The 23283-nt window shown below is 67.0% G+C and carries 23 protein-coding genes; 13 read left to right on the top strand and 10 right to left on the bottom strand.

Translation table 11 applies throughout. The annotated features are described in order from the left end of the window. The first annotated feature begins 51 nt into the window (after positions 1-51). Entirely contained in the window at positions 52-1236 is a 1185-nt protein-coding gene (locus G524_RS0100720) for a vWA domain-containing protein (RefSeq protein ID WP_027441982.1), read from the top strand. Continuing rightward, complete coding sequence (locus tag G524_RS0100715) at positions 1233-2084, top strand: DUF817 domain-containing protein (RefSeq protein WP_027441981.1); 852 nt, start codon at positions 1233-1235, stop codon at positions 2082-2084. The genes G524_RS0100720 and G524_RS0100715 overlap by 4 nt, the downstream gene beginning before the upstream one ends. Here G524_RS0100715 and G524_RS0100710 read toward each other — a convergent pair. Together G524_RS0100710 and G524_RS0100705 are read right to left on the bottom strand one after the other, a co-directional pair. Then, positions 2081-3376, bottom strand: a complete 1296-nt coding sequence (locus G524_RS0100710) for a spinster family MFS transporter (protein ID WP_027441980.1) — start codon at positions 3374-3376, stop codon at positions 2081-2083. The two genes, G524_RS0100715 and G524_RS0100710, sit on opposite strands and share 4 nt — an antisense overlap. Positions 3377-3469: 93 nt before the next feature. Further along, entirely contained in the window at positions 3470-4669 is a 1200-nt protein-coding gene (locus G524_RS0100705; protein ID WP_027441979.1) for an exo-beta-N-acetylmuramidase NamZ family protein, read from the bottom strand. A gap of 97 nt (positions 4670-4766) precedes the next feature. Between G524_RS0100705 and G524_RS0100700 the strand changes: the two genes are divergently transcribed. Continuing rightward, the gene (locus tag G524_RS0100700) at positions 4767-5267 is read left to right on the top strand and encodes a TspO/MBR family protein (RefSeq protein WP_027441978.1); all 501 of its coding nucleotides are present in this window, start codon (positions 4767-4769) and stop codon (positions 5265-5267) included. On the opposite strand, the gene G524_RS0100695 is transcribed toward G524_RS0100700, so the two are convergent. Continuing rightward, positions 5264-5767, bottom strand: coding sequence for a DOMON-like domain-containing protein (locus tag G524_RS0100695; RefSeq protein ID WP_036857166.1), 504 nt, complete (start codon positions 5765-5767; stop codon positions 5264-5266). The genes G524_RS0100700 and G524_RS0100695 overlap by 4 nt on opposite strands. An 89-nt stretch (positions 5768-5856) precedes the next feature. On the opposite strand from G524_RS0100695, the gene tyrS reads away from it, so the two are divergent. From tyrS to G524_RS17275, 5 genes are all read left to right on the top strand, one after another. Continuing rightward, positions 5857-7098: a tyrosine--tRNA ligase gene (tyrS, locus tag G524_RS0100690; protein WP_027441976.1), complete on the top strand. Its 1242-nt coding sequence runs from the start codon at positions 5857-5859 to the stop codon at positions 7096-7098. Between the two features lie 121 nt (positions 7099-7219). Next, positions 7220-7558: a PilZ domain-containing protein gene (locus tag G524_RS0100685; RefSeq protein WP_027441975.1), complete on the top strand. Its 339-nt coding sequence runs from the start codon at positions 7220-7222 to the stop codon at positions 7556-7558. A gap of 66 nt (positions 7559-7624) precedes the next feature. Further along, positions 7625-8893: an MFS transporter gene (locus G524_RS14560; protein WP_036857031.1), complete on the top strand. Its 1269-nt coding sequence runs from the start codon at positions 7625-7627 to the stop codon at positions 8891-8893. Next, the gene (gene cysK, locus G524_RS0100675; protein ID WP_027441974.1) at positions 8890-9810 is read left to right on the top strand and encodes a cysteine synthase A; all 921 of its coding nucleotides are present in this window, start codon (positions 8890-8892) and stop codon (positions 9808-9810) included. Before G524_RS14560 ends, cysK begins: the two co-directional genes overlap by 4 nt. A gap of 246 nt (positions 9811-10056) precedes the next feature. Then, positions 10057-10602 carry a hypothetical protein gene (locus G524_RS17275; RefSeq protein WP_051220798.1) on the top strand — a complete coding sequence of 182 codons (546 nt, stop codon included), beginning with the start codon at positions 10057-10059 and terminating at the stop codon, positions 10600-10602. A gap of 49 nt (positions 10603-10651) precedes the next feature. Here G524_RS17275 and G524_RS0100665 read toward each other — a convergent pair whose 3' ends face one another. The 4 genes from G524_RS0100665 to G524_RS14550 all read right to left on the bottom strand — a co-directional run bounded on the left by G524_RS0100665 (position 10652) and on the right by G524_RS14550 (position 14500). After that, a complete protein-coding gene (locus tag G524_RS0100665) occupies positions 10652-12457 on the bottom strand; it encodes an acyl-CoA dehydrogenase C-terminal domain-containing protein (RefSeq protein WP_027441973.1) in 1806 nt (601 codons plus the stop codon). 59 nt (positions 12458-12516) lie between these two features. Continuing rightward, complete coding sequence (locus G524_RS0100660) at positions 12517-12996, bottom strand: MerR family transcriptional regulator (protein WP_027441972.1); 480 nt, start codon at positions 12994-12996, stop codon at positions 12517-12519. 30 nt (positions 12997-13026) lie between these two features. Further along, the gene (hisI, locus tag G524_RS0100655; protein ID WP_084624994.1) at positions 13027-13476 is read right to left on the bottom strand and encodes a phosphoribosyl-AMP cyclohydrolase; all 450 of its coding nucleotides are present in this window, start codon (positions 13474-13476) and stop codon (positions 13027-13029) included. A 283-nt stretch (positions 13477-13759) separates the two neighbouring features. Beyond that, a complete protein-coding gene (locus tag G524_RS14550) occupies positions 13760-14500 on the bottom strand; it encodes a ComF family protein (RefSeq protein WP_051220797.1) in 741 nt (246 codons plus the stop codon). A 56-nt stretch (positions 14501-14556) separates the two neighbouring features. Between G524_RS14550 and G524_RS0100645 the strand changes: the two genes are divergently transcribed. Continuing rightward, entirely contained in the window at positions 14557-15324 is a 768-nt protein-coding gene (locus G524_RS0100645; protein ID WP_027441970.1) for a methyltransferase domain-containing protein, read from the top strand. On the opposite strand, the gene ppdK is transcribed toward G524_RS0100645, so the two are convergent. The 3 genes from ppdK to G524_RS0100630 all read right to left on the bottom strand — a co-directional run bounded on the left by ppdK (position 15321) and on the right by G524_RS0100630 (position 21052). Next, the gene (gene ppdK / locus G524_RS0100640; RefSeq protein WP_027441969.1) at positions 15321-18002 is read right to left on the bottom strand and encodes a pyruvate, phosphate dikinase; all 2682 of its coding nucleotides are present in this window, start codon (positions 18000-18002) and stop codon (positions 15321-15323) included. The genes G524_RS0100645 and ppdK overlap by 4 nt on opposite strands. A gap of 72 nt (positions 18003-18074) precedes the next feature. After that, the gene (gene glyS / locus G524_RS0100635; protein WP_027441968.1) at positions 18075-20087 is read right to left on the bottom strand and encodes a glycine--tRNA ligase subunit beta; all 2013 of its coding nucleotides are present in this window, start codon (positions 20085-20087) and stop codon (positions 18075-18077) included. Further along, on the bottom strand, positions 20087-21052 hold the full coding sequence (locus tag G524_RS0100630) for a glycine--tRNA ligase subunit alpha (protein WP_036857029.1): 966 nt from the start codon (positions 21050-21052) through the stop codon (positions 20087-20089). Before G524_RS0100630 ends, glyS begins: the two co-directional genes overlap by 1 nt. 187 nt (positions 21053-21239) lie before the next feature. On the opposite strand from G524_RS0100630, the gene G524_RS0100625 reads away from it, so the two are divergent. The 4 genes from G524_RS0100625 to G524_RS0100610 all read left to right on the top strand — a co-directional run bounded on the left by G524_RS0100625 (position 21240) and on the right by G524_RS0100610 (position 23266). Further along, positions 21240-21614: a hypothetical protein gene (locus G524_RS0100625; RefSeq protein WP_027441966.1), complete on the top strand. Its 375-nt coding sequence runs from the start codon at positions 21240-21242 to the stop codon at positions 21612-21614. Between the two features lie 4 nt (positions 21615-21618). Continuing rightward, entirely contained in the window at positions 21619-21822 is a 204-nt protein-coding gene (locus tag G524_RS0100620) for a helix-turn-helix transcriptional regulator (RefSeq protein WP_027441965.1), read from the top strand. Beyond that, positions 21819-22271, top strand: a complete 453-nt coding sequence (locus G524_RS0100615) for a hypothetical protein (RefSeq protein WP_027441964.1) — start codon at positions 21819-21821, stop codon at positions 22269-22271. Before G524_RS0100620 ends, G524_RS0100615 begins: the two co-directional genes overlap by 4 nt. Positions 22272-22348: 77 nt before the next feature. Further along, the gene (locus G524_RS0100610; protein ID WP_027441963.1) at positions 22349-23266 is read left to right on the top strand and encodes a TraB/GumN family protein; all 918 of its coding nucleotides are present in this window, start codon (positions 22349-22351) and stop codon (positions 23264-23266) included. Positions 23267-23283 lie beyond the last annotated feature (17 nt).

Genomic DNA, 23283 nt, shown 5'->3' with positions numbered 1-23283 from the left:
TCGCAATTGCGCGGCTGGAAAGGCGCCCCGGCTTGCGCTAGGCCCAGCTCCATGTTCTTCAATTTCGTCGATGAGCTGCGCGCTGCCGGGATCCCGGCCTCGTTCAAGGAGCACCTCACCCTGATCGAGGCGCTCGACCGGGACGTGATCGAGCAGACGCCCGAAGCCTTCTACTATCTCTCCCGCGCCACCTTCGTGAAGGACGAGGGCCTGCTCGACCGCTTCGACCAGGTGTTCAACAAGGTCTTCAAGGGGATCATCTCCGACTATGGCCAGAACCCGGTCTCGATCCCGGAAGACTGGCTCAAGGCCGTGGCCGAGAAGTTCCTCAGCCCCGAGGAGATGGAGAAGATCAAGTCGCTGGGCAGCTGGGACGAGATCATGGAGACGCTGAAAAAGCGTCTGGCTGAGCAGGAAAAGCGCCACCAGGGCGGCAACAAGTGGATCGGCACCGGGGGTACATCGCCCTTCGGCAATTCGGGCTACAATCCCGAAGGCGTGCGCATCGGCGGAGAGAGCAAGCACGGCCGCGCGATCAAGGTGTGGGAAAAGCGCGAGTTCAAGAACCTCGACAACACCCGCGAGCTTGGCACCCGCAACATCAAGATGGCGCTGCGCCGCCTGCGCCGCTTTGCCCGCGAGGGCGCGGCCGACGAGCTTGACATTCCCGGCACGATCGAAGGCACCGCCAAGCAGGGCTGGCTCGACATCAAGATGCGGCCCGAGCGCAGGAATGCCGTCAAGCTGCTGCTCTTTCTCGATGTCGGCGGCTCGATGGACCCCTTCATCAAGCTGGTCGAGGAACTGTTCAGCGCCGCCACCAGCGAATTCAAGAACATGGAGTTCTTCTACTTCCACAACTGCCTTTATGAAGGGGTGTGGAAGGACAACCGTCGGCGCTGGCAGGAGCGCACCAAGACCTGGGACGTGCTCCACAAATATGGGCACGACTACAAGACCATCTTCGTCGGCGACGCGGCGATGAGCCCCTACGAGATCACGCATCCGGGCGGCAGCGTCGAACACATGAACGAGGAAGCCGGCGCGGTGTGGCTGCAGCGCGTGGTCAACACCTATCCTGCGACCGTGTGGCTCAATCCCGTGCCCGAAAAGCAGTGGGGCTATTCGCAATCAACCAAGATGATCAAACAGATCATGAATGATCGCATGTATCCGCTGACGCTCGAGGGCCTTGATGATGCGATGCGCGAGCTGAGCCGCAAGCACGGGGCTTGAGCATAGGCACAAGAGCGCCCCACACCCGCTTCGAGGCCGTCCGCCTTCGGCTCGAAGCCTTCGATCCGGGGACGGGATGGCGGCTTTGGATTTATGAGTTACTCCTTTTCGGCTTCAAGCAAGGCTGGGCCTGCCTGTTCGGCGGCCTGCTGCTGGCGCTGCTGCTGGGCACGCACCTGTTCTATCCCGAAGGTGCCGCGCTCCACCGCTATGATTTCCTGACCCTCGCCGCGCTTCTCATTCAGACCGGGATGCTCGCCTTGCGGCTGGAGACCTGGCGCGAGGCGCGGGTGATCCTGATCTTCCACCTCGTCGGCACGGTTATGGAGCTGTTCAAGACGCAGGCCGGATCATGGACCTACCCCGAGGCGAGCGTGCTGCGCATCGGCGCGGTGCCGCTGTTCTCGGGGTTCATGTATGCGGCGGTGGGGAGTTACATCGCGCGGGTGTGGCGGATCTTCGACTTCCGCTTCACGGGTTACCCGCCTGCGTGGATGACATGGGTCTTGGCGGCGGCGATCTACATCAACTTTTTCACCCACCACTATACCATCGACATCCGCTGGGGGTTGTTCGCCGCCACGGCCGCGATCTTCTGGCGCACCCGTGTCCACTTTCGCAACTGGCGCGCGCATCGCTGGATGCCGCTGCTGGTCGGCTTCGGGCTGGTCGCGCTGTTCATCTGGTTTGCCGAGAACATCGCCACCTTCGCCAATGCCTGGAACTATCCCGGGCAGGAAAAAGGCTGGCGCATGGTCAGCCTCGCCAAATTTGGGAGCTGGTATCTGCTGATGCTGATCAGTTTCGTGCTGGTTGCGCTGGTGCAGCCTGTCCGCGAGCCGGATTAGGCGCCCTTGCGGTCCAGCTCGGCATCGAGGTGCAGGCTGCAGCGCCAGAAGAAGAACGCCGGCACCAGCCCCAGCACCGCTGCGCCATAGAGCACATAGCGCACCGAATCGGCCCCGAAGGCGGGTTGCAGCAGGTCTGACAGGACGCCGAAGAACAGCGGCCCCAGCCCCAGCCCGATGAGGTTCTGGAAGAACAGCAGCGCGGCGGCCGCGATCGCCCGGGCCCTCAGGGGCACCAGCCCCTGCGCGGCGGAATAGGTGGGGCCGTAATAGAGGGAGTTGAACACCGTCGGCAGCAGCAGCAGCGCGAGGGCCAGCGGCCAGCTCGGCGCGTGATAGGCCGCGATCGCGAGCGGCACGGCCAGCGCCATGCCGATCGCCGGGGCGCTGAGCACGTGGCGGCGGTTCTTCGCCCCGAAACGGTCGGCCAGATAGCCCCCGGCCCAGGTGCCGAGGATCCCGGCGAGGCCGCCCAATAGGCCGAACCACAGCCCCACCTCGCCAGGGGTGAGATCATGGGTGCGCTGGAAGAAGATCGTCGTCCAGGTGGTCTTGCCATAGGAGAGGAACGAGGCTGCAGAACCCGCACAGACGAGCAGCACGAAGGCGCGCGAGCGCATCACCTCGGCAAGCGCGGCACCCAGCGGCAGCGCCGGGGCATCGCTGCGCGCCCCAAGGGCTGCGGCGGCATCGGCATGGCGCGGGTCGCGCAGCACGAACCACACCACCAGCGCCAGCGCCACGCCGGGCAAGCCCACCACCACGAAGGCCTGGCGCCAGCCGAGGAAATCGGCGAGCAGCCCGCCGATCACCATCCCCATCAGCGAGCCGATGGGAATGCCGAGCGAATAGAAGGCCAGCGCCGAGGCGCGCCTTTCGGGCGGCACCAGATCGCTGATGAGCGAATGGGCCGGCGGGGTGCAGCCAGCCTCGCCCACCCCCACCCCGATGCGCGCCAGCAGCAGGTGCCAGAAGCTGTGCGCCAGACCGCAAAGCGCCGTCATCCCCGACCACAGCGCCAGCGCAAGGGCGATGAGGCGCGGGCGATGGGTGCTCGGACGGTCGGCCAGGCGGGCGATGGGAATGCCGAGGAAGGTGTAGAACAGCGCGAAGGCCAGCCCCGTCATCAGCCCGATCTGGGTGTCGGAAAGCTTCAGTTCCTGCGCGATCGGCTCGGCAAGGATGTTGACGATCTGGCGGTCGATGAAATTGAAGATATAGACCGTGAGCAGCAGCCACAAGGTCAGCCTGACCGAAGGCAGAGGGCGCGCAGGCGCTGCGGTGGTGGCCATGCCGTCATTCTCTCCCGTCTGCGGCGGCCATGTTTTGGCCCGCTCTCATATTGTCCGCCCGATCCCGCGCGCCGTGCGCAGGCGTGACGCCAATCAGTAAAGCAGGTGCGCGCGCACCTCGGCAACCCATGCCGCCTCGTCATGCGCCGCCATGGCGTCAAGATCCTCGGGGCGTGCCGCCGGATCGTCCACCCATTCGCGCAAACCCGGCCCGCCATTGATGACGTCGATGGCAAGGCGATCAAACTCGTATTCATAGGCAAAGTCACGCCACAGCGGATAGGCGGGGTGGATGAGGCGGATCGCCTTGAAGGCCAGCGCCTGGAGCCGCCACGGCTTGAAGGCATGGTGCTGGTAGAAGGGCCCTTCGGCATGGATCATTAGGGCATTGCACAGCTTTCCTTGATGCTTGTGGAAGGTCGGCTCGAACCAGCAATCGCGCAGGGCGCAGCCATCCAGCCACTCGGGCGCAAGCCGCCGCATTGCCGCCATGACGTCAGCTGCCACAAGATCAGGCGCGCCGAAGAGCACCTCGAGCGGGCGGGTGGTGCCGCGCCCTTCGGACAAGGTCGTGCCTTCGAGCATCACCGTCCCGGCATATGCGCGCGCCATGTTGAGATTCGCGGCGTTGGGCGAAGGGTTGATCCACACCCGCTCGGGCGGCCAGCCCCAGCCCGGGCCCTCGTCCGGCCGCCAGCCCTCCATCGGCACCACCCGATAGGCAAGATCGAGCCCGAAATGGGCGATGAACCAGTGCCCCATCTCGCCCATGGTCAGCCCGTGGCGCATCGGCATGGGCGCGGCGCCGACAAAGCTCTCCTGTCCCGGCACCAGCAGCGTGCCCTCGACCGGGCGTCCGGCGGGATTGGGCCGATCGAGCACCCACACCTCCTTGCCGGCTTTGGCCGCCTCCTCGAGCAGATAGAGCAGCGTGGTGACAAAGGTGTAGATGCGGCAGCCCAGATCCTGAAGATCGAACAGGAACACATCGGCGCTGTCCATCATCGCCGCGGTCGGCCGGCGCACCTTGCCATAGAGCGAGAAGATCGGGATGCCGTAGCGCGGATCGATCTCGTCGGCGGTCTCGACCATGTTGTCCTGCTTGTCGCCCTTGAGCCCGTGCTGCGGGCCAAAGGCGCTGGTGATCGGCACGCCCGCGGCGATCAGCGCATCGAGGCTGTGGACAAGCTCGGCGGTGAGGCTGGCCGGGTGCGCGACAAGGGCGACCCGCCGGCCCTTGAGCTGGCGCAGGAGCTGGGGATCGGCGAGCAGCCGGTCGATACCATTCTTCATGGCCCAAGCGTTGGAACAGCGCCGGGGCAAAGGCAATCCCTTGAGATGGCACGGACGGGAACGATGCTGCAGCGGCGCGGGTTGCATGGGCATGGAAATGGACATCAACTGGGCCAGCGCGCTGGTGGCGGCGTTGTGGGCGATCATCCTTGGCCTTGCCGGGGGCGCGCTGACCGAGATCGGCCCCTGGTATCGCGCGCTCAGGAAACCCGCCTGGCAGCCGCCCGACTGGCTGTTCGGCCCGGCCTGGACGGTGATTCTCGGCCTTGCCGGGTGGAGCTTCTATCTCGGGCTGGAAGGGGCGCCGAGCGCCTCCGCGCGCGCCGGGGTGTGGGCGCTGTTCGGTGCCAATTTCGCCGCGCATTTCGCCTGGTCGCCGCTGTTTTTCAAATGTAAGCGGCCCGATTGGGCGCTCATGGAAGGGGTCGCGCTGTGGCTCAGCGTCGCCGGGCTGGTGGCGGGCCTGCCGCGGCTGGTTGGCGACAGCTTTCCGGGTTGGCTCAACGTGCCCTATCTTGCCTGGGTGAGCTTTGCGCTGGTGCTCAACGCCCGGATCGTGGCGCTCAACCGGCCCTTCGGCAGGGATGGGGCAGCCTAACGTGCGATGATGAGGGTGCGGCCCGCCTCGGCGTGGAAATCAGGCGCCCCCGGGGGAAAGGCGAGCGCCCAATATTGCTTGCGCCCATCGGCTAGCTCGATCACGGCGCTTAAGCCCACCTGCGCCGGGCACTCCAGCGTGGCGGCGATGCTGGCCTCAAGTTCAAGCGCCCCAGCATCTTGCGCGCAGGCGATGGTGATCGCATCGAGGGGTGCATCGCGCATCCCTTCCCGCCAGGAATCAAAATCATAGGCGGCAAAGGCGCCAGAGGGTGAGAGGTTGAACTCGCGATAGGCGCTACCCCCCAGCGGCTGCCAGAAGATCTCGCAGCAGGTGGTCTGCCACAGGCCATCGCGCCGGGCCGGCGGTGCAGGCGGAGGCACGGCGATGGCCTTGATCTTGCCTTCGATCCGGAAGCGTGCCGCGCAGCCTTGCGCGCTCGACATGATCGTCGCGGTCACCGCCCGGACAGGGCCGACATCGCAGCTGCTATGGAGCATCAGCGGGTGCATCGCCGCTTCCTGCCCCCGCCCGCGCGCTGCGGCAAGCCACTTCCCGTCGCGCCCCCGCGCTGATAGGGCCGCGCCCCATGAGCACTGCCAAAGCCCGTTACGAATCCGATCTGCTGCGCCTGCTCGACGAGCGCGGCTATATCCACCAGCTCACCGATGCCGCAGGGCTCGATGCGCTCGCGGCCCGGCAGATCGTGCCCGGCTATATCGGCTTTGATGCCACCGCCCCTTCGCTCCATGTCGGCAGCCTGGTGCAGATCATGATGCTGCGCCGGTTGCAACAGGCCGGGCACAAGCCGGTGGTGGTGATGGGCGGCGGCACCACCCGCATCGGCGATCCTTCCGGGCGCGATGAGAGCCGCCGGATGCTGAGCGACGAGACGATCGAGGCCAATATCCAATCGATCTTCACAGTCTTTTCCAAGCTGTTGAAGTTTGGTGATGGACCTACCGATGCGGTGATGGTGAACAATCATGATTGGCTCGCCCGCCTCGGCTATATCGAGCTGCTCCAGGAAGTCGGCACCCACTTCACCATCAACCGGATGCTGAGCTTTGATTCGGTGCGCCTGCGGCTTGAGCGCGAGCAGCCGCTGACCTTCCTCGAATTCAATTACATGATCCTTCAGGCCTATGATTTCAGGCACCTGGCACGCGAACTTGGCGTGCGCTTGCAAATGGGCGGATCGGATCAATGGGGCAATATCGTCAACGGCATCGAGCTTGCCCGGCGCAGCGACGGGACCGAGCTGTTCGGGCTCACCACCCCTCTGCTTACCACCGCCGACGGGGCCAAGATGGGCAAGACCGCGGCGGGCGCCGTCTGGCTCAACGAGGATCAGCTGCCGGCCTATGATTTCTGGCAGTATTGGCGCAATGTCGATGACCGCGATGTCGGCCGCTTCCTGCGCCTGTTCACCGATCTGCCGCTTGACGAGATCGCCCGGCTCGAGGCACTCGAGGGCGCTGAGATCAATGCTGCCAAGGTGGTGCTGGCCAACGAGATCACCGCGCTGGTGCGTGGGACCGAAGCTGCCGCCCGGGCCGAGGCCACCGCGCGCGAGGCCTTTGCCGGCTCGGGCGCGGGCGCCGATCTGCCCAGCATCGCCACCGGGCCGGAAGGCATGCGCATCGCTGCGCTCCTCACCGAAGTGGGGCTGACCGCTTCCAACGGCGAAGCCAAGCGCAAGCTGGCCGAGGGCGCGGTGAAGCTCGAAGGCACGGCGATCACCGATCCAGCCTTCCTGGTGCTGCCCGCCGAGGGCGAAACGCTGCGTCTCAGCCTCGGCAAGAAGCGCCACGCGCTGGTGCGTCGCTAGCCCCCGGCCCACCCTTGCCCTCCGCACACGCCCGGGGTGGGCCGCGTGCGTTTTACCAATTGTCAGCCTTTCTGCGGCATTGGCCTTTTACATGCCGATACGGAGGGAAGGACTGCATCGCGTGGCTGGCGGAGCAAACCTCAGCGTGACCGAAATGCGCCGCGCGGCGCGCCATCCGGTCAACTATTCGGCGCTGGTGGAGCACTTCGCCCACGGCGACATGCACCTGCATGTGTGCAACCTTTCGGCCCACGGCTTCATGGTCGACAATGCCGAAAGGCTCCAGCGCGGCGACAGGATCATGATTCGCCTGCCGATCGTGGGGCGGATCGAGGCCTATGTCATCTGGACGCGCGACGTGCGCGCCGGCTTCCAGTTCGAACGGATCATCCGGCTCGACGATTTCCTTGCCATCATCGACCAGCTCCAGCCCAATCCGCGTCTGCGCCGCCCGCGATAGGTCAGCCTTGTCCACGCCAAGTTTCGCCTGCTTGGCAGCGGCGCGTCCGCCTGCCATGGGCGCACTGTGACCGATCCCACCTCCCCGCTCAAGATCGCCGATTACCGCCGCTACTGGCTCGCCCGCTTCCTCGCGGTGTTTGCGACCATGGCGATGGTGGTACTGCTGGGCTACCAGCTCTACGAGGTGGCGCGCGCCGATTATGGCATGAGCGTGGCCGAAGCCTCGTTCCAGCTGGGCCTTCTGGGCCTGGCGCAATTTGTGCCGCTGCTGGTGCTCACCCCCATCGCGGGGCTGGCCGCCGACCGCTTTGACCGCCGCCACGTTGCCGCCTTTGCCAATGCCATCGATGCGGCAGTCGCCGGACTGCTGGCGCTGCTGACCTGGCAGGACGCGCTGACGCTGCCGATCCTCTTTGCCTTGTCCGCCGCGCATGGCACGGCGCGGGTCTTCGTCGGCCCGGCGATGAGCGCGATTGCCCCCAACATCGTGCCGGCTGCGCTCTTGCCGCGGGCGATCGCCTTTTCCTCGATCGCCTGGCAGAGCGCGAGCGTGATCGGCCCGGCGGTGGGCGGGCTGATCTTCGCCCAGAGCGCCTGGCTGCCCCACGCGCTTTCGGCCGGGCTGCTGCTCGCGGCGGGAGGCCTGATCCTCACCGTGCGCCCGATCAGGGCCGCGCAGGAGGGGCCGCCCCCCAAACCGCTGCGCCAGATCATCGAGGGGCTGGCCTATGTCTGGCGCGAGCGCTTCCTGCTCGGCTGCATCACGCTCGACCTGTTCGCGGTGCTGCTCGCCGGGGCAACCGCGCTCTTGCCGGTGTTCGCGCGCGACATCCTCCATGTCGGGCCGGAAGGCCTGGGGCTGATGCGCGCCGCCCCGGCGCTGGGCGCGGCCGCCGTGGCGCTGTGGCTTTCCTTCCGCCCGCTCACCCGCGGGGTCGGGGCCAAGATGCTTTGGGCGGTGGGGGCCTTCGGCGCGCTCACCATCGCCTTTGCCTTCTCGCGCCACTTCCTCCTCTCGCTCGCCATCCTCGCAGCGCTCGGGGCGGTGGACATGGTCTCGGTCTTCATCCGCAGCTCGCTGGTGCAATTGTTCACCCCCGATGACCGGCGCGGGCGGGTCTCGGCGATCTCGGGCCTTGCGATCTCGGCCTCGAACGAGCTGGGCGAGCTGCAATCGGGCCTTGCCGCGGCCCTGCTCGGCGCGGTCGGCGCGGTTGTCTTCGGCGGCGCAGGTGCGATAGTCGTCACCCTGATATGGGCATGGTATTTCCCCGAATTGCGCCGGGCGACCAGCTTTGAACCCGAGGCGCTCAAGCAAGAGGTATCGACATGAAGGCTGACAGCATCCTCGCCACCATTGGCGGCACCCCGCATATCCGCCTTGCGCGGATGTTCCCCGATCACGAGGTGTGGGTGAAGTCGGAGCGGGCCAATCCGGGCGGCTCGATCAAGGATCGAATTGCGCTCGCCATGGTCGAGGATGCCGAGGCGAGCGGCGCGCTCAAGCCCGGAGGCACGATCATCGAGCCGACCAGCGGCAACACCGGGATCGGCCTTGCCATGGTCGCCGCGGTCAAGGGCTATCGCCTGATCCTGGTGATGCCCGAGAGCATGTCCATCGAGCGGCGGCGGCTGATGCTCGCCTATGGCGCGCGCTTCGATCTCACCCCGCGCGAGAAGGGCATGCGCGGGGCGATCGAACGCGCGCAGGAACTGCTCGAGGAGATCCCCGGCGCGTGGATGCCGAGCCAGTTCGACAATCCCGCGAACCCCGCCGTCCACGCCCGCACCACCGCGCGCGAGATCCTCGCCGATTTCGCCAAGGCCCCGATCGACGTGCTGATCACCGGGGTGGGCACCGGCGGGCACCTGACCGGCTGCGCCGAGGTGCTGAAGGAGCATTGGCCGGCCATGAAGGCCTATGGGGTCGAGCCGGAACTCTCGCCGGTGATCAGCGGCGGCCAGCCCGGCCCGCACCCGATCCAGGGGATCGGCGCGGGCTTCATCCCCGGCAATCTCCACACCAATGCCATCGACGGCGCGATCACGGTCGGCGCCGAGGAAGCCAAGGAGATGGCCCGCCGCGCCGCGCGCGAGGAAGGGATGCTGGTGGGGATCTCAAGCGGGGCGACGCTGGCGGCGATCGCGAAAAAACTGCCCGAGCTTGCCGCCGACAGCAGGGTGCTGGGCTTCAACTACGATACCGGCGAGCGCTACCTCTCGGTGCCCGATTTCCTGCCCGTAGAGTAGTCCGCACCAAAGCCGGGCTGGCGCGGGGCGAGAGCCTTTGCGCCCACCCGGCGTGCCCTTTTCCTTGCCCCCACGCGCGCGCGCGTCTGGCACAAGGGGGGCTGCGGCTCCCCGCCAAGGCCGGCAGCGCAGGGTGCAAGCGCAGGAGATTCGCCCCGGCGCGTAAACCCTTTGCTTATCCGATCGGGCTAGACCCTCGGCCACGCCCTGCGGCGCTTGCCTGCTCTTGCGGAAAACCTTGCGACCATGAAGTTCATCAAGCTCGAATCGCGTGGCGGAAACTACCTCGTCGTGGCCGAGAACGTCGCTTGGCTGCGCAGCGCCGAAAACGGCCAGACCAGCGTCGGGATCAAGGGCGGGCAGCCGCTGCTGGTGGTCGGCTCGATCGAGGAAGTGGCGGCCAAGCTGCTGGCCGGGGCCGCCGAGGGCGAAGCGCCTGCGCCAGCCGTAACTCCTGATGGGGCCGCACGCACCCCCGCGCCTGCCCCGACAGCCGAGCCGCTGACAACGCAGCCCGCCCCAGCGCCGGCCCCAGCGCCTGCGCCCGTTGCGCAGCCAGTTGTCGCACCTGCCGCCAAAGCGCCGCCAATAGCCGAAACGCCACCTGTCGGCCCGTCGGATGCTGCACCCTCGCCGCCACCCTCCCCTGGCCCGGGCGAGCCGCGCCCTGCCCCGCCTGCCCGACCGCGCCCGGCGCGCAGCCACGGCATGAGCCTTGCCGACCGGGTGGCGCGCGCCGCCGCTCCCAAGGTGAGGCAGGAAACCCAGCGCTTCATGGGCCTTGCCGACTAGCGCTGGCGCGGCGCCGCCTGGCGCGCTGCCAGGCGGCGCCTTTCTTGCATCAGGCGGCGGTGGCGAAGGCCTCGGGCGGCAGCTTCATCATCACCTCGCTGCCCGCCTCGAGCTTGCGCCGCAGCGCCCCGGCATCGGGGAGGAAACGCTCAGCATAGTAATCGGCCGAGACCAGCTTGGCCTCGTAAAAGGCCTTGTCCTCTGGGTTGCCGGACAGCTTCTCCAGCGCCACCTTGGCCATCTTGAGCCAGAAGAAGCCGAGCGTGACGATCCCCATGATGTGCATGTAGTGATGCGCACCCGCGCCGAGGTGGTTGGGGTTGGCAAGCGCGTTCTGCATGAACCACATGGTCGCCGCCTTCTGTTCGCCCAGCGCTTTTTCAAGCCGCTCGGCAATCGGCTTCAGGCGCTCGTCCTGCTTGGCCGCAGCGATTTCCTCATCGATCATGGCAAAGAACAGCTGGATCGCCTTGCCCCCGCCGGCGGGCAGCTTGCGGCCGCACAGATCCATCGCCTGCACGCCATTGGTGCCCTCGTAGATCATGGCGATGCGGCTGTCACGCACGAACTGTTCCATCCCCCATTCGCGCACATAGCCATGCCCGCCATAGACCTGCTGCATGTTGGTGGCGATCTCATAGCCCTTGTCGGTGCCATAGCCCTTGATCACCGGGGTCATCAGGCCGATGAGCAGATCGGCCTTCTCGCGCTCCTCGGCCGTGGGGGCCTTGTGGGTGAGATCGACCTGGAGCGCGCCCCACAGGCACAGGGCGCGCATGCCCTCGGTGAAGACCTTGGCGTCCATCAGCATCCGCCGCACATCGGGGTGGACGAAGATCGGATCGGCCTTGGCCTCGGGATCGGCCGGCCCGGTCAGCGCCCGGCCCTGGCGCCGCTCGAGCGCGTAGCGCACCGCGTTCTGATAGGCGACCTCGGCCTGGGCATAGCCCTGGATCCCCACCCCGAGCCGCGCGGCGTTCATCATGATGAACATGGCGGCAAGGCCCTTGTTCTCCTCGCCCACCATGTAGCCGGTGGCGCCATCGTAATTGAGCAGGCACGTGGCGTTGCCGTGGATGCCCATCTTCTTCTCGATCGAGCCGCAGGTGACGGCATTGCGCTTGCCCGGATTGCCGTTCTCGTCGAGCAGGAACTTGGGCACGATGAACAGCGAGATGCCCTTGGTCGAATCGGGCGCGCCCGGAGTCTTGGCCAGCACCAGGTGGATGATGTTGCTGGTGAGGTCATGCTCGCCGGCGGAAATGAAGATCTTGGTCCCGGTGATCGCATAGGTGCCATCGCCATTGGGCACGGCCTTGGTGCGGATCAGCCCAAGATCGGTGCCGCAATGCGGCTCGGTGAGGTTCATCGTGCCCGACCATTCGCCCGAGACCATCTTGGGCACATAGGTCTTCTTCTGCTCTTCAGAACCCTTGGCGAGGATCGCCGCGATCGCCCCGTTGGTAAGGCCGGGATACATCGCAAAGGCCTGGTTGGCGGTGCCGGTGTATTCCTCGAGCACGAAGGCGAGCACATGCGGCAGGCCCTGCCCGCCGAACTCCTCGGGCTGGGCGAGCGTGCCCCAGCCGCTCTCGACATAGGCCTTGTAAGCCTCCTTGAACCCCGGCGGGGTGGTGACCGAGCCATCCTCGTGCCGGGTGCAACCATGCTCGTCACCGATCTGGTTGAGCGGCGCGAGCACCTCGGCGCAGAACTTGCCGGCCTCGTTGACGACGCTGTCAATCACGTCTGGCGTGGCGTTCTCGAAGCCCGGAAGATTGCCGTAGCTGGCAAGGTCGAGCAGTTCGTTGACAACAAACCGGGTGTCGCGGGTGGGCGCGGTGTAGGTCGGCATGGTTCGTTCCCTTGAATGAACAGGCTGAAATGCTTGGCAGGCGAAGATGCAGCGATGGACTAGGCCGAGGGCGCAGGCCCCAGCTTCTCGATCATCGCCACGAATTCGGTGAGTTCCTTGATCGAGGAATCGATGTCGTCGCGCTGCTTCTTGAGCTTGGCGATATGCGCGCGGCATTTCTCGATGGTGACACGACGCTGCTCGACTCGGCCATCGCCAAGGTCATAAAGATCGATCATCTCGCGGATTTCGTTGAGCGAGAAGCCGACGTTCTTGGCGCGCATGATCCAGGCCAGCCGGGCGCGGTCGCGCTTGGAATAGACCCGGGTCAGCCCCACCCGCGCCGGGCTGATCAGCCCCTCGTCCTCATAAAAGCGCAGCGCCCGGGCGGTGCAGCCGAATTCCGAGGTGAGATCGGAAATGCTGAACTGCTCGCGCGCGTGCTTGTCGGGCCGATCAAGGTGGGCACCGTGGTGGAGCGGTTCGGCAGGCGCGCTGGCCTTGCCGGGGGTATCGTCTTGGGCGGGAGCACTGGCCATGCCTCCCCTTACCTTCCCTTTACGTGAGCGTCAAGTTTTGACCTTTACGAGAACAGGCCCCTCCGCGCGCTGCACAAGCGCGCGGTAGAAGCAGCTTGCCGCACCCGTGTGGCAGGTCGGTCCGGCCGCGCGGGCGCGGATCACCAGCGCGTCCTGATCGCAATCGACGAGGATCGATTCGACCACCAGCACATGGCCCGAGGTCTCGCCCTTCATCCACAGCCTGCCGCGCGAGCGCGACCAGAAATGCACTCGCCCGCTCGCCAGCGTTGCCTCCAGCGCCTCGGCGTTCATGTGCGCCACCACCAGCACTGCGCCCGAGGCATGGTCGGTGACGACCGCGGTGATCAGCCCGTTGGCATCGAACTTCGGGGCAAAGACGCTGCCCTGCTCGCGCTCGGCTGTGGTCAAGGGATGATCGCTCACCTTCCGGCTCCCCGGCTCCTCGTTGCGGCGCACCTGCCTTAAAGCACCGCTCATGCGCGGATTGTTGCAGCTTCACAACAGCGCGCGCAAAAAAATCCGCGAAGCTTCGTAGCTCTCTTTCGTGATCGTGCTGTCGGTGAAACAAGAGCATCAGAACCTTCGCAAGGGGTTCTCCACCAGACACAGGCACCGCCCGGTGCCAGGTTCAGGGGGTGATCGGCGGCCAGATGGCAGCGGGGTGCCAACGGCGCTGATCGAACGATGAGGGACACGATCCCGGTGGCCAAGTTAGGGGGTGGCCACCGAGGCCCGGCAAGGGCGGATCGGCTCTGTTTCGTCACGTCGCGCCCGGGGTCTTGATGGCCCCGGGCGTTGTGTTTTGCGAAAAGCCCCCATCCACCCCCGCCTCGACCCGGGCAAAACAGGCCACCGCGATGCGCGCCGGGCCTGCCGCGCGCAGCGCGGCGATGCAGGCGCGGCTGGTGGCGCCGCTGGTGAGCACGTCATCGACGAGAATCACCGCCCGGCCGGCCACCCGATGCGCCCGGCGCGGCGCGAGCCGGATCGCGCCGTCAAGCGCCTCCGCGCGCGCAACGCGTCCCAGCCCGCCAAGGCGCGGGGTGCGGCGCGGCCGCTCGAGCGCGTCTAGCAGCACCTCGCCCTTGCCGAGCCGCGCCAGCTCGCGCGCCAGCAGCGCCGCCTGGTTGAACCCCCGCTGCCACAGGCGCCAGCGATGGAGCGGCACCGGGATCAGGAGCGGCGGAGCCTCGCCGGGAGGCACCAGCGGCAGGCGCGCCGCGATCAGCTGCGCGAGCAGCCGCGCCAGGGCGGTGCGCCGGCCGTGCTTGAAGGCCAGCACCAGGTGCCGCGCGGTCGGGTTGTAGAGCGTGGCGGCATAGACGGGCACGCCTTCCCCGCCTTCCTCGAGCGGGCCGCCGGGCAGATCGAGCAGGGCCCAGCAGGCGGCGCACACCCCCACCTGGCTGGCGAGCGCCTCTCCGCAGCAAGGGCAGCGCGGCGGATAGACGAAGTCCACCAGCGGAGCGAGCGCCTCGGCAAGATCGGCGATCGTGGCCATGGCGCAAGCTCTCGCATGGCTTGCGCCGCGCTGGCAAGCGCGGCAGGGCGGCTTTGATGACCACGCCGCACGTGCCGCAGATCTTTGCCGAACGCCGCCGCCAGGCCCGGCTGGCGCGCGCCGCGGCGCGCCAGCGCCAGCGCGGCGATGCGGCGCGCTTCCTGATCGAGGAGATCGGCGCCGACATGATCGAGCGCCTCTCCTTCCTGCGCTTTGCGCCCATGCGCGCGCTGGTGATCGGCCCCTACCCCGCCCCGCTTGCGGCCTATCTTGCGCAAGGGGGCACGCCGCCGCTGATCGCCGAGCGGGCCGATCCTGCCCAGCCGCTGGAAGGCGGGCCCTTTGATTTCATCGGCGTGGTGGGCCAGCTTGATGCCGTCAACGATCTTCCCGGCGCGCTCATCCAGATCAACCGCGCGCTCGCCCCCGGCGGGCTGGCGATCGCGAGCTTCCTCGGCGGGCAGAGCCTTGCGACACTGCGCGCGGCGATGCTGGCCGCCGAGCCGGAGCGGCCCGCCGCCCGGCTGCACCCCATGGTCGATGCCCGCGCCGCCCCCGCCCTGCTCCAGCGCGCCGGATGGAAGGATCCGGTGGTTGACAGCCACGTGCTGGCGGCGCGCTATGCCAGCCTCGAACGGCTGGTTGCAGACCTGCGCGATCAGGGGCTCGGCAATGCCCTTGCCTACCCGGCCGCGCCGCTTGGCCACGCCGCGTTTGCCCGGGCGCGCGCCGCCTTTGCCGCCCGGGCCGAGGCCGATGGCAAGGTGCGCGAGACCTTCGAGATCATCACGCTGACCGGGCGGCGTTCGCGCGCCGGCACCTAGCCTGCTGCCAGCGCCGGCGCTTCAAGTGCTGCTTGGGCTGCCGCCAGCCGCGCAATCGGCACCCGATAGGGCGAGGCGCTGACATAATCGAGCCCGACCCGCTCGCAGAAGGCGATGCTCGCCGGATCGCCGCCGTGCTCGCCGCAGATGCCGAGCTTGATGTCGGGCCGGGTCTTGCGCCCGCGCGCTGCCGCCAGTTCCACCAGCTGCCCCACCCCTTCGACATCGAGGCTGACAAAGGGATCGCGCGGGAAGATGCCCTTGTCGACATAGACCGAGAGGAACCGCGCCGCATCATCCCGGCTCACGCCCAGCGTGGTTTGGGTGAGATCATTGGTACCGAAGGAAAAGAACTGGGCTTCCTCGGCGATCTCGCCGGCCATCAGCGCCGCGCGCGGCAGCTCGATCATGGTGCCAACGAGGTAATCGACGCGGGTGCCGGTCTCGGCAAAGACCGCTTCAGCTTCCCTCGCCACCAACGCCTTGAGGAGCGTCAGCTCGCGCCGCGTGGCCACCAGCGGGATCATGATCTCAGGGAGCGGCGCCGCACCGCTCGCCTGCTTGACCGCGCAGGCCGCCTCGAAGATCGCGCGGGCCTGCATCGCGTAGATTTCGGGGAAGGTGATCCCCAGCCGGCAGCCGCGGTGGCCGAGCATGGGGTTGAACTCATGCAGCTCCGCCGCCCGGCGCTTGAGGTGATCCACTCCAAGGCCGGTGGCATCGGCAAGCTCGGCAAACTCCTCGTCGGCATGGGGCAGGAATTCGTGCAGCGGCGGATCGAGCAGGCGGATGGTGCAAGGCAGGCCCGCCATGACTTCGAAGATGGCGATGAAATCGCCGCGCTGCTCGGGCAGCAGCTTGTCGAGCGCGCGCCGCCGGGCGGCCTCGTTCTCGGCCAGGATCATCTGCCTTACCAGCGAGATGCGCGAGGCTTCGAAGAACATGTGTTCGGTGCGGCACAGGCCGATCCCCTCGGCCCCGAACTGGCGCGCCATGCGGCAGTCCTCGGGCGTCTCGGCATTGGTGCGCACCTTCATCCGGCGGATCGCATCTGCCCAAGCCATCAGTGTGCCGAAATCGCCGGCCAGCTCCGGCTCGACCGTGGGGACGATCCCGAGCATCACCTGCCCGGTGCCGCCATCAAGCGTGATGGCATCGCCTTCCTTGAGCTCGGTGGTGCCGATCCTGACGGTGCGGGCGGCGCGATCGATCGAGACAGCGCCCGCGCCCGAAACGCAGGGGCGGCCCATGCCGCGGGCGACCACCGCCGCGTGGCTGGTCATCCCCCCGCGCGCGGTGAGGATGCCCTGGGCGGCGTGCATTCCGTGAATGTCCTCGGGGCTGGTCTCGACCCGCACCAGGATCACCTTCTCGCCGCGGCCCGCCCATTGCTCGGCGGTATCGGCATCGAGCACGATGCGCCCCGCCGCCGCCCCCGGTGAGGCGGGCAGGCCGGTGGTGAGCACCTGGCGTTCGGCCTTGGGATCGAGAGTCGGGTGAAGCAGCTGATCGAGCGCCATGGGATCGACCCGCCGCACCGCCTCGCGCTGGTCGATCAGGCCCTCGTGCACCATGTCCACCGCCATCTTGAGCGCTGCCTTGGCGGTGCGCTTGCCCGAACGGGTCTGGAGCATCCACAGCTTGCCGCGCTCGACGGTGAACTCGATGTCCTGCATGTCGCGGTAGTGGCGTTCGAGCAGGTCGAAGACGCGGGCGAGTTCGGCATAGGCCTCGGGCAGCGCCTCCTCCATCGAGGGCGCCTTGGCCCCCGCCGCCTCGCGCGCCGCCCGGGTGAGGTATTGCGGGGTGCGGATGCCGGCGACCACGTCCTCGCCTTGGGCGTTGATGAGATATTCGCCGTAATAGGCGCGCGCGCCCGTAGCGGGATCGCGGGTGAAGGCAACCCCGGTGGCGCTGGTCTCGCCCATGTTGCCGAACACCATCGCCTGCACGTTGACCGCCGTGCCCCAATCGCCGGGAATGTCGTTCAACCGCCGATAGACCTTGGCGCGCTCGGAATCCCAGCTTTCGAACACCGCCCGGATCGCGCCCCACAGCTGCGCGTTCACGTCCTGCGGAAAGTCGTGGCCCAATTCCTCGGCAACGATGCGCTTGTAGGCGCCGACGAGGGCCTGCCAGTCCTCCGCCGCCATCTCGGTATCGTTGATGAACCCCTTGTCTTCCTTGGCGATCTCGAGCGCTTCCTCGAACAGGCCGTGATCGATCCCGAGCACCACGTCGCCATACATCTGGATGAAGCGGCGATAGGAATCCCAGGCAAAGCGGGCATCGCCCGAGGAGGCGGCAAGGCCCTCGACCGTCGCGTCATTGAGGCCGAGGTTGAGCACCGTGTCCATCATCCCCGGCATCGAGACCCGTGCGCCCGAGCGCACCGAAACGAGGAGCGGGTTGGCCGGATCGCCAAAGCGCTTGCCCACCGCGGCCTCGATATGGGCCATGGCGACGGCGACCGCATTCTTGAGGCTATCCGAAAAATCGCCCCTGTCCTTCAGATAGGCAATGCATTCCTCGGTGGTGATGGTGAAGCCCGGGGGCACCGGCAGGCCGATGCTGGCCATTTCGGCAAGGTTGGCGCCCTTGCCGCCCACCACGGCCTTGTCCTTCTGGCGCGGATCGGAATGGTCGGCATTGCCGCCGAAGGGATAGACGGTCTGCACTTCACCTCATCCTGTCCTGCCCCGCGCCCGGCCCCGCGCGATGGGCGGGGAAGGACAGGGGAAACGCGAAACTCATCCCTCGATGCGGCTGAAATCGGCAACCCGGTGCACCGCATCGCGGAAACGGGCGAGCAGGGCAAGCCGCGCCGCGCGCTTGCTGGCATCGGGATCGTTGACGGTCACCTCATCAAAGAAACGGTCGATGGGCGCGCGCAGGGTGGCCAGCGCGGCCATGGCCTCGGTGAAGCGCTCAGCCGCTACCGCCGCCTCGGCGCGGGGCGTGGCGACAGCGAGCGCGTCGATCAGCGCCTGTTCGGCCGGTTCGGGGGTGTAGGCGACAGCAGCTTCAGCGCCTTCGGCCTCGAAGCCTTCCTTCTTGAGAATGTTGGCGGCGCGCTTGTAGCCAGCGAGCAGGTTTGCCCCGTCCTCGGTGGCGATGAAGTCCTGCAGCGCATGGACGCGGGCGAGCAGGCGGACGAGATCGTCCTCGCCGCCCAGCGCGAACACGGCGTCGATCAGATCGTGACGGACGCCAGCCTCGCGCTGCTGCACCTTGAGGCGATCGGCGAAGAAATCGAGCAACTCGCCTTCGGCCACCGACATCCTGAGGCCGTTTTCGGTGATGAGACGAATGATGCCCAGCGCCGCGCGGCGCAGCGCGAAGGGGTCCTTCGATCCGGTAGGCTTCTCGTCGATGGCAAAGAAACTTTTGAGCGTATCGAGCTTGTCCGCGAGGCTCACCGCCACCGTCACCGCGGCGGTCGGCACCTCGTCACCCTGGCCGACCGGCTTGTAGTGATCGCGGATCGCTGCGGCGACTTCGGCGGGCAACCCCTCTTTCGCCGCATAATAGCCGCCCATCAGGCCCTGAAGTTCGGGAAACTCGCCCACCATCTCGGTGACGAGATCGGCCTTGGCGAGGCGCGCGGCCTGTTCGGCCAGATCAGGATCGGCCTTGACGATCCCCTCCTCGCACAGCCAACGCGCCAGTTTGGCCACCCGCTCGACCTTGTCGGCAAGCGTGCCGAGCTTCTCGTGGAAGGTAATGCGCGAGAGCTTCCTGGCATGTTCGGCAAGCGGGGTCTTCTGATCCTGCTCCCAGAAGAAGCGCGCATCCGAAAGCCGCGCGGCGAGCACCTTGCGGTTGCCGTCCACCACCACCGCCGGATCGCGCGCGGCGATATTGGCCACACACACGAAGGCATCGGCAAGCCCGCCCTCGGGGCGCTCGCAGACGAAATATTTCTGGTTCACCCGCGCGGTGAGCTGGATCACCTCGCCCGGCACCTCGAGGAAGGCGGGATCGAAACGCCCGAGCAGCGGCACCGGCCATTCGGTCAGCCCAGCGTTCTCGACCACCAGGCCCTCATCCTCGACGAGCGTGAGGCCCGCCGCAGCCGCGGCGGCGCGCGCGCCTTCGCGGATGAGGCTTTGCCGCTCCTCATGATCAACGATCACATGGGCCGCGCGCAGCGCCGCGGGATAATCGCCAACCCGGGCGATGGTGATGGGGCCGGGCGCATGGAAACGGTGGCCCAGCGTGGTGCGCCCGGCGACAATGCCGCCGACCTCGCAGGGCACCACCTCGTCATCGAGCAGGGCCACGATGCCCGAAAGCGGGCGCACCCAGCGCAGCGAATCGGGCTTGAGTGATGCTGCCCCCCAGCGCATCGACTTGGGCCATGAAAAATCGCGGATGATCGCCGGGATCGCTTCTGCCAGCACCGCAGCGATCGGAAGCCCCGGCCGATCGATCACGGCAAACCAGGTCTTGCGGCCCTTGACCTCGCGCAGCTCGAGCGCGTCGCGGGCGACGCCCTGCTTGCGGCAGAAACCCTCGATCGCGGCATCGGGCGCGCCTTCGGGCGGGCCCTTGGCCTCCTCGCGCACTGCTTCGGTGGCAAGCGGCAGAGCGCGCGCGATCAGCGCCAGCCGCCGCGGGGTGGACCACACGGCAAGATCGCCGGGCACAACGCCGGCAGCCTCGAGTGCGCGCCGGAACAGCCTTTCGAGTTCCGCACGCGCACCGGCCTGCATCCGCGCCGGGATTTCCTCGCACAGGAGTTCGAGCAGGAAATCGGCCATCACACGAGGCTCCAGCCCGGGTGGCGCGCCTGCCATTGCGGCGCCATCATGCTGGCATAGGCCTCGCAGCTTGCCCGGGCGAGATCGCGCACCCGGCCCATGTAGCTGGCGCGTTCCTGCACGCTGATCACCCCGCGCGCCTGCAACAGGTTGAAAATGTGGCTGGCCTCGACCGCCTGTTCATAGGCCGCGATCGGCACGCCCGCGGCCAGGGCATTGCGGCATTCGGTCTCGGCCATGGCGAAGGCCTTGAACAGCCCCTCGGTACCGGCGACCTCGAAGTTCCACTTCGACATCTGCCGCTCGTTCTCGAGGAACACGTCACCATAGGTGACGAGTCCTTGTTGGCCAACCGCTTCGCCACTTGAGGCCGGAGGGCTACTAAAAACAAGGTCATAGACGTTATCGACGCCCTGGAGATACATCGCCAGGCGTTCAAGCCCATAGGTCAGCTCGCCCGAGACCGGCTTGCAATCGAACCCGCCCATCTGCTGAAAGTAAGTGAACTGGGTGACTTCCATCCCGTCGCACCACACTTCCCAGCCCAGCCCCCAGGCGCCGAGCGTGGGGCTTTCCCAGTCATCCTCGACAAAGCGGATATCATGCGCCAGCGGATCGATGCCGATCGCGGCGAGGCTTTGCAGATACAGATCCTGAATGTCCGGAGGCGAGGGCTTCAGGATCACCTGATACTGGTAATAGTGCTGCAGGCGGTTGGGGTTTTCGCCATAGCGCCCGTCGGTCGGGCGGCGGCAGGGCTGGACGAAGGCGGCGTTCCAGGCTTCCGGACCAAGCGCGCGCAGCGTGGTGGCGGTGTGGAAGGTGCCCGCCCCCATGCGCATGTCATAGGGCTGGAGAATGAGGCAGCCCTTAGCGCTCCAGAAATCGTGCAGCGTCAGGATCATGTCCTGGAACGAACGCGCTGGATCGCGGGCTGGCGGGGCAAAGGCTGGCAGGGCAGTCATGGCGGCCCGCCATGGCGCAAGGGTCGGCAAGCGTCAATGATGCAGCGCAGCACAAGGCGGGGAGTGCGCCACCCCCGCGTCACGTTGGAGCGACAAAATGTCAGGTGCGCTTGACATAGTCAGCGAATCGCGACATATAGTCATGTAAACCTGACACCAAGTCGCATTGACCTGACGGAGGTGCCCGATGCCCTACAACCCCAAGGCCTTCACACAGGACGACCGGACCTGGTCCTATAACGCCCTGTGGCTGGGGCTGCCCTTATCGATGCTGCTGCTGGCGAGCATGCATTTCGAGGCCCTGTCTTTCCTCACCACGATTACGGGAGGCTTTGTTTGCGGCACACTTATCGGAGCGGTCTTTGCCGGTTCGCAAGACGAGGTCTTCCGCGCCGAGGTTGCATTTGGCGCTAATTTTGCGCTCGCCTTTGCCGGGCTCGCCCTGTTTGTGCAGATCGTGCCGTGGACCCGCGATTATGTCTACGACCCGAGCGTGATGCTCGCGATCATGGCGCTGATCTTTCATGTGGCGATCGCCTATCGCCGAATCCGGGACCGTTGAGCGCATGAAGAACCGCCTCAAAGTCCTGCGCGCCGAACGCGACTGGAGCCAGGCGGAACTCGCCGGCCGGCTCGATGTGTCGCGCCAGGCGGTCAACGCCATCGAGACCGGCAAGCACGATCCCTCCCTCCCCCTCGCCTTCCGCATCGCCCGGCTGTTCGGCCTGCGGATTGAAGACATTTTCATCGATGATGGAGACACCCCATGATCCTCCGCAGGCCTGAGGGCCTTGGCCCCGGCGAGGTGCGCAGCCGCCAGCGCGCCCGGCGCCAGCTCGCCTATCTCATCACCGCCGGCGCTGTCGGCGGCGTGATCGGCCTCATCACCGGGGCCTTCGACGAGGGTGATGGCAACCTGTTTGCCGGGAACTGGGCCGCGCTTGCGCTCGATCCGGCGGTGGCCATCCTGCTCGCGGTGCTGCTCGCCTTCGGCTTTGTCGCGCTGCCGCTCTATGGCTTTCGCACCATCGATGAGCTCAAGCGCGCGCAGAGCCTGATCGGCTTTACCGGCGGCGTCCTTGCGGTGCTGGCGGGCTTTCCGATCTGGGCGGTGCTACACGCCGGGGGGCTTGGCGCTGCGCCCCATCCTTTCGGCGTATGGCTGCTTGCCTTTGTCGGCATGGGCCTGTCCTATCTCTACGCGCTCTGGCGGCATTGACCGCAAGAATGCCACCTTCCCTGTTTCACCTGCCCGTCCCTCCCACCCCCCAAGCCCGATTGCTGAAAGGAACTGCCATGAAACTGCGCCACCTGCTCGCCCTTGCCGCCGCGCCCTTCGCCCTGCTCGGCGCGCCCCCGATCCTTGCCGAGACGCCCGCGGCCACCGCCACCGCCAGCACCACAGCCACGCCGGCGCGCGGGCCGGCGCTGTGGCAGGTCGCCGACGAGGACACCACCATCTACCTGTTTGGCACGGTGCACGTGCTGCCCAAGGACACCGAGTGGTATGACCCGGCGATCGCCACCGCGCTCGAAGGCTCGGACATTATCATCACCGAGATTCCGATGGACGGCGAAACCCAGGCCAAGGCCCAACAGCTCACCATGGCGATGGGTCTGCTGCCGCCGGGCACCACCCTGCGCGCGCTGCTTTCCCCTGAACAGAACGAGGCCTACGCCGCAGCCCTGGCCAAACTCGGCGTGCCGGCAGAAGCCTTCGATCCAATGAAGCCCTGGCTTGCGGGGCTGACCCTTTCGATCCTGCCGCTGATGCAGCAGGGCTATGATCCCAACGCCGGGGTTGAAAAGGTGCTGCTCGACAAGGTGCCCGAAAAGCCGCGCGGGGCGCTCGAGACGCTCGAGTTCCAGCTCGGCATCTTCGATCAGATGCCGCAGGAGGCGCAGATCGCCTTCCTGATGGAGGCGGCCAATGGCATCGACGAGGCCAAGCCGATGCTCGATCGCATGGTCGCCGAATGGCTCAAGGGCGATGCCGATGCGCTGGCCGAGGTGATGAACGAGGGGCTTGACGATCCGGCGGTGGCCGAGGCGCTGCTCTACAAGCGCAACGCCACCTGGGCCGAATGGATCGATGGCCGACTCGATCTGCCGGGCACGGTGTTCATTGCGGTTGGCGCCGGGCACCTGGCTGGCCCCAAGAGCGTGCAGGATTACCTTGCCGCCAAGGGGATCGCCACCGCCCGGGTGAAGTGAGCAAGGCCGCGCCCGCG

This window comes from Erythrobacter cryptus DSM 12079, assembly GCF_000422985.1.
GTDB classification, from domain to species: domain Bacteria; phylum Pseudomonadota; class Alphaproteobacteria; order Sphingomonadales; family Sphingomonadaceae; genus Erythrobacter; species Erythrobacter cryptus.
The sequence above is the reverse complement of the archived record's forward strand: the minus strand, read 5'-3'. Positions and strand labels throughout refer to the sequence as shown.

Bases quoted from the DNA above. Each gene is read 5' to 3' on its own strand.
- G524_RS0100720 (WP_027441982.1), top strand. From the start codon at position 52: ATGTTCTTCAATTTCGTCGATGAGCTGCGCGCTGCCGGGATCCCGGCC.
- G524_RS0100710 (WP_027441980.1), bottom strand. From the start codon at position 3,376: ATGGCCACCACCGCAGCGCCTGCGCGCCCTCTGCCTTCGGTCAGGCTG.
- G524_RS0100705 (WP_027441979.1), bottom strand. From the start codon at position 4,669: ATGAAGAATGGTATCGACCGGCTGCTCGCCGATCCCCAGCTCCTGCGC.
- G524_RS0100700 (WP_027441978.1), top strand. From the start codon at position 4,767: ATGGACATCAACTGGGCCAGCGCGCTGGTGGCGGCGTTGTGGGCGATC.
- G524_RS0100695 (WP_036857166.1), bottom strand. From the start codon at position 5,767: ATGCTCCATAGCAGCTGCGATGTCGGCCCTGTCCGGGCGGTGACCGCG.
- tyrS (WP_027441976.1), top strand. From the start codon at position 5,857: ATGAGCACTGCCAAAGCCCGTTACGAATCCGATCTGCTGCGCCTGCTC.
- cysK (WP_027441974.1), top strand. From the start codon at position 8,890: ATGAAGGCTGACAGCATCCTCGCCACCATTGGCGGCACCCCGCATATC.
- G524_RS17275 (WP_051220798.1), top strand. From the start codon at position 10,057: ATGAAGTTCATCAAGCTCGAATCGCGTGGCGGAAACTACCTCGTCGTG.
- G524_RS0100665 (WP_027441973.1), bottom strand. From the start codon at position 12,457: ATGCCGACCTACACCGCGCCCACCCGCGACACCCGGTTTGTTGTCAAC.
- G524_RS0100660 (WP_027441972.1), bottom strand. From the start codon at position 12,996: ATGGCCAGTGCTCCCGCCCAAGACGATACCCCCGGCAAGGCCAGCGCG.
- hisI (WP_084624994.1), bottom strand. From the start codon at position 13,476: ATGAGCGGTGCTTTAAGGCAGGTGCGCCGCAACGAGGAGCCGGGGAGC.
- G524_RS14550 (WP_051220797.1), bottom strand. From the start codon at position 14,500: ATGGCCACGATCGCCGATCTTGCCGAGGCGCTCGCTCCGCTGGTGGAC.
- G524_RS0100645 (WP_027441970.1), top strand. From the start codon at position 14,557: ATGACCACGCCGCACGTGCCGCAGATCTTTGCCGAACGCCGCCGCCAG.
- glyS (WP_027441968.1), bottom strand. From the start codon at position 20,087: ATGGCCGATTTCCTGCTCGAACTCCTGTGCGAGGAAATCCCGGCGCGG.
- G524_RS0100630 (WP_036857029.1), bottom strand. From the start codon at position 21,052: ATGACTGCCCTGCCAGCCTTTGCCCCGCCAGCCCGCGATCCAGCGCGT.
- G524_RS0100625 (WP_027441966.1), top strand. From the start codon at position 21,240: ATGCCCTACAACCCCAAGGCCTTCACACAGGACGACCGGACCTGGTCC.
- G524_RS0100620 (WP_027441965.1), top strand. From the start codon at position 21,619: ATGAAGAACCGCCTCAAAGTCCTGCGCGCCGAACGCGACTGGAGCCAG.
- G524_RS0100615 (WP_027441964.1), top strand. From the start codon at position 21,819: ATGATCCTCCGCAGGCCTGAGGGCCTTGGCCCCGGCGAGGTGCGCAGC.
- G524_RS0100610 (WP_027441963.1), top strand. From the start codon at position 22,349: ATGAAACTGCGCCACCTGCTCGCCCTTGCCGCCGCGCCCTTCGCCCTG.